This window comes from Streptomyces minutiscleroticus (genome assembly GCF_014650875.1).
GTDB classification, from domain to species: domain Bacteria; phylum Actinomycetota; class Actinomycetes; order Streptomycetales; family Streptomycetaceae; genus Streptomyces; species Streptomyces minutiscleroticus.
This window is the reverse complement of record NZ_BMVU01000134.1, coordinates 1-5,185: the sequence shown is the minus strand read 5'-3', so window position 1 is coordinate 5,185 and position 5,185 is coordinate 1. Positions and strand designations below refer to the sequence as shown.

Genomic DNA, 5,185 nt, shown 5'->3' with positions numbered 1-5,185 from the left:
CGTCGAGGTCGCCTCGTGGAAGTCGAGTTCCTCCAGCAGCGCGCCGAACTCCTCCAGCACCGGCTCCATCAACGGCGAGTGGAAGGCATGGCTGACCGCCAGACGGGAGGTCCGCACACCGCGCTCACCCCACTGCCGCGCCTGCCGGTCGATCTCCGCACCCTCACCTGACAGCACCAGCGAATCAGGACCGTTGACAGCGGCCACCACGACACCGGCGACACCCTCGAGAGCGGCCGCGACGTCCTCCTCACCGGCATTGACCGCGAGCATCCCGCCCCCCTCGGGAAGGCCCTGCATCAACCGCCCCCGCGCCACCACCAGCCGTGCCGCATCGACAGGCGACAACACCCCCGCAACCACACACGCCGCGATCTCACCGATCGAATGACCGGCGACAGCCGTGAACGACACCCCCCACGACTCCCACAACCTGGCAAGGGCGTACTGGAAGACAAAGAGCGCCGGCTGCGCGAACTCCGTCCGCGCCAACACCTCCCCCGCACCCTCGGCGTCCGACCACATCACCCCACGCAGATCCCGCCCCAACAACGGATCCACCAGAGCACACACCTCGTCCAACGCCTCCGCGAATACCGGGAACCCCGCAGCAAGCTCACGCCCCATCCCCACACGCTGCGACCCCTGACCCGAGAACACCGCGGACACCCCGGACGCCAGAGCGGGACCGGTGACGTCCGACGGTGACACCGCCAGCCGGTCAAGGGCGACAAGCACCTCGGCACGCTCCCCCACCACGACCGCACGGTGATCGAACAGCGAACGCGTCGTCACCAACGACCGCGCCACGTCCACCAGCGACAGCCCGGGGCGGGCAGCAAGATGGTCGCGCAGCGCCGCCGCCTGACCCGCCAGGCCTGCGGCCGACTTCGCCGACAGCGCCAACGGGACCACACCACCCGCCACCACCGGAACCGGGGCGACCGACGAGCCGGACTCCTCCGTACCAGGCTCCGGCACGAACTCCTCGACGATCACATGAGCGTTCGTGCCGCTCATGCCGAACGAGGACACGCCCGCCCGGCGCGGCTCGTCACCGTTCTGCCAGGCCCGGTCTCCGTCGAGGAGCCGGACGGTGCGGGCGGACCAGTCCACGACCGTGCTGGGGTTGTCGGCGTAGAGGCTGCGCGGCATCACACCGTGGCGCATCGCCATCACCATCTTGATGACACCCGCCACACCGGCCGCCGCCTGCGTGTGACCGATGTTCGACTTCAGCGAACCCAGGTACAACGGCTTCTCGGCACTGTGCGCCCTGCCGTAGGTGTCCGCCAGGGCCTGGGCCTCGATGGGGTCACCGAGCCGCGTACCCGTACCGTGCCCCTCCACCACGTCCACCCGGTCCGCGGACAGGCGTGCGTTGGTGAGGGCGGCCTCGATCACCCGCTGCTGCGCGGGGCCGTTCGGAGCGCTGAAGCCGTTGGAGGCGCCGTCCTGGTTGACGGCGGTGCCCCGGACGACCGCCAGGACGCGGTGACCGTTCCTGAGCGCGTCGCTGAGCCGTTCGACCGCCAGCACGCCGGCGCCCTCGGACCAGCCGACGCCGTCGCCGTCGTCCGCATAAGCACGGCAGCGCCCGTCCGCGGACAGCACCCGCTGCCGGCTGTACTCCACGAAGAACGTCGGCGTCGCCATGATCGTGGCACCACCCGCCAGCGCGATGTCGCACTCGCCGCTGCGCAGCGACTGTACGGCCAGGTGCAGCGCCACCAGGGAGGACGAACAAGCGGTGTCCACGGTGACTGCCGGGCCCTCCAGGCCGTAGAGGTACGACAGGCGGCCCGCGGCGGCACTGGCCGCCGAACCGTTGGTGATGAAGCCCTCGTAGCCGTCGGGCGCGGTCCGGAACCGGCTGCCGTAGTCCTGGTGCATGATCCCGACGAACACACCGGTACGGCTTCCCCGCAGGTCACCGGGACGGATCCCGGCGTCCTCCAGAGCCTCCCAGGTCGTCTCCAGCAACTGCCGGTGCTGCGGATCGATGGTCTGCGCCTCACGCGGGGAGACACCGAAGAAGTCCGCGTCGAACCGGTCCGCACCGTCGAGGAAACCGCCCTCACGGGTATAGCTCTTGCCCTGCGCGTCGGGGTCCGGGTCGTAGAGGTCCTCCACGTCCCAGCCACGGTCGGACGGGAACGCGGAGATGGCGTCACGGCCGTCGCTGACCAGGTCCCACAGTCCCTCGGGCGAACGCACACCGCCCGGGAACCGGCACCCCATGCCCACGATCGCGATGGGCTCACTGTTCTTCGCCTCGACGTCCCGCAACCGCGACCGGGTCTTCTGGAGATCCGTCGTCACCTTGCGCAGGTACTCAACGAGCTCGTCTTGGTTCGCCATCTTCTCGCACCTATCGGCTGGATCGGGGTCAGGAGTTTCCGAGCTCGGAGTCGATGAACCGCATCAACTCGTCGGCGGACGCCCCGGTGAGGTCGTCGCCCCCGGTGGACACCGGCCTGGCGTCCAGTTCGGCGAGCCGGTCCAGCAGCGAGCTGAGCCGGGTGGCCAGGACGACGCGGGTCTCGGAGTCGGTGAGCACCGACAGCGCCTTGGTCTCCAGGCGGCTGAGGTCCTCCAGCACCGGACCGTCGTTGCCGGGCCCCTCGTCCAAGTCCACCGCGGTGCGCAGGTAGGCGGCCAGGGCGTTGGGCGTCGGGTGGTCGAAGACCAGTGCTACGGGGAGCCTCGAGGTGCTGTATGCGGAGAGCTTGTTGCGCAGTTCCACCGACATCAGTGAGTCGAAGCCGAGTTCCGTCAGTGCCCGGTCCGGGTCGATGAGGGTGTGATCGGGGTGCTTGATGACCTCGGCGATGTGGCTGCGCACCACGTCGACCAGTACCGCATGCCGTCCCTCCTCGGGCACCGCGCCGAGCCGCTGGGCCAGCGTTGTGATGCGTCCCTCGGCGGCCGGCCGCTCATCGGTCCTTTCGAAGGCGGACAGCAGCGGACTCGGCCGCGTCGCGGTGAACGAGGGCAGGAAGCGCGCCCAGTCGATGTCCACCAGCACGCTCTCGGTGCCGGTGCCGGCGACGCCGTCCAGTGCCTTGAGCGCCGCGGGCACCGTCATCGGGGTCAGGCCGCGCCTGCGCAGCTCGCGTTCGAGGTGCTCCTCCACCATGCCGCCGCCGGACCAGGGGCCCCAGGCGACCGCCGTGGCCGGCCGGCCGCGCTCGCGGCGGCGGCGGGCGAGCGCGTCGAGGCAGGCGTTGCCCGCGGCGTAGGCGGCCTGCCCGGCCGCTCCCCAGATCCCGGAGATGGAGGAGAAGACGATGAAGTCCTCCAGGTCCGGCAGGAGTTCATCGAGGATCAGCGCGCCACGGACCTTGGCGGCCATGCCCGCGCGCAGCTCCCCGGCGTCGGTGTCGGCGATCCGGGCGTCGCTGACCACGCCCGCGGCATGCACGACGGTCCGGACGGGGGTGCCGGCGGAGTCGAGCGAGGAGACGAGGGCGGCCATGGCCGACCGGTCGGTCACGTCCGCCGCGACGATGTCGACGGACGCACCCGTGGCGGTCAGCTCCGCCAGCAGCTCGCGCGCTCCCGGTGCCTCGGTGCCCCGGCGGGAGACCAGGACCAGCCTGCTGTCCAGGCGTGCGGCCAGGTGGCGGGCGACATGGCCGCCAAGACCGCCCGTACCGCCCGTGATCAGTACGGTTCCGGTGGGCGCCCACGCTCGGGCCGTACCGCTCGCCGCGGGCACGATCCGGCGGGCCCACAATTCTCCGTCGCGGACGGCGACCTGGTCCTCGGAGCCCTCGCCGGACAGCACCGCGGCCAGCACGACCCGGTCGGCCGGTCCGAACCCGGCGGGCACGTCGATCAGGCCGCGCCAGCGCTTGGGCAGTTCCAGGGCCGCGACCCGGCCCAGTCCCCAGGCGCCCGCCGCGTCGACGTCGGCCGCCGGGTCGGCCGCCGTGCCGACGGCCACGGCGCCGGAAGTGACACACCACACGGGTGCGTCGATGTCGGTGCTCTCGTGCAGCGCCGTCAGCAAGGTGTCGGCGGCACCGGCCGGGACGAGCACGCCGTCCGGCGACACGGAGGGGTCCCAGGTACCCGGCCGGACCACGTTCTCGAACACCGCGTTCAGCTCGTCCCGTTCGTCTCCCAGCAGCAGCCAGGTGCCGGGGACAGTGGCCGGACCGGACTCGTGTGTCACCTGTTCCCAAGAGGTCTCGTACCGGCCGACGGTCAGGTCGGCACTCTGGGCGCTCTCCAGCTGGGCGCGTTCCACCGGCCTCACGGTCAGCGAGTCGATGACGACGACGGGGTTGCCGGCCTGATCGGCCGCCAGTACGTCGATCTGTCCGCCGGCGGTGTTCAGCCGTACCCGCAGCCGCTCGGCGCCGGGGGACAGCAGGGAGACGCCCGCGAACGAGAACGGCAGCTTCACCTCCTGTGGGTCGTAGGTGCGGCCCGCGACCAGCAGCGCGTGCAACGAGGCGTCGAGCAGCGCGGGGTGCACGCCGAACGTGGTGGGCTGTGCGGCGGGGAGCACGACCTCCGCGAACAGTTCGTCGCCGTCCGCCCACACGCCGGTGACCGCGCGGAACACCGGACCGTACTCGTAGCCGCGCTCGGCGAGATCCGCGTAGAGGGTGTCGACGGGAACGGTCTCGGCACCCGCGGGAGGCCAGGCGCCGGCCGCCCAGGCGCCGGCCGTCGCGAACTCCGTGGTACGGCGCGCGCCGAGTGCTCCGGTGGCGTGCAGGGTCCAGTCGCCGCCCGCACCGCGGGAGCGGATGTGCAGCTCGCGCTCACTGTCCTCCGGTCCGATCCACACCTGGAGGTCGCGCGGCTTGCCGCCCGGGAGGACCAGGGGCGCGCGGAGCACCAGTTCGGTGACCGACTCGGCGCCCACCACGCGGGCCGCCTCCAGGGCCAGTTCGACAAAGCCGGTGCCCGGCAGCAGCAGCGTTCCCATGACCTTGTGGTCGGACAGCCAGGGGTTGTCGTCGGTCGAGACCCGACCGGTGAGCACGGTGCCGCCGGTGCCCGGAAGGTCGGTGCGGGCCGAGAGCATCGGATGCCTCAGCGGGTCGCTGCCGGTTCCACCGCTGGTTACGGCCGGTGGTGTGGCGAGCCAGTAGCTCTGGTGCTGGAAGGCGTAGGTCGGCAGCGCGACCGGCCGTCCCGCCCCCAGCACCGCGGCCCACCGCGGACT

At 71.6% G+C, this 5,185-nt stretch carries 1 protein-coding gene and 1 pseudogene; both read right to left on the bottom strand.

The window, feature by feature from the left end; genetic code table 11:
* Positions 1–2,361: pseudogene (locus tag IE271_RS40065) on the bottom strand (type I polyketide synthase); the annotation flags it as partial.
* Positions 2,362–2,389: 28 nt separating this feature from the next.
* Positions 2,390–5,185 (bottom strand): SDR family NAD(P)-dependent oxidoreductase (locus tag IE271_RS40060; protein ID WP_229919963.1); only part of this gene is annotated, 2,796 nt, incomplete at its 5' end.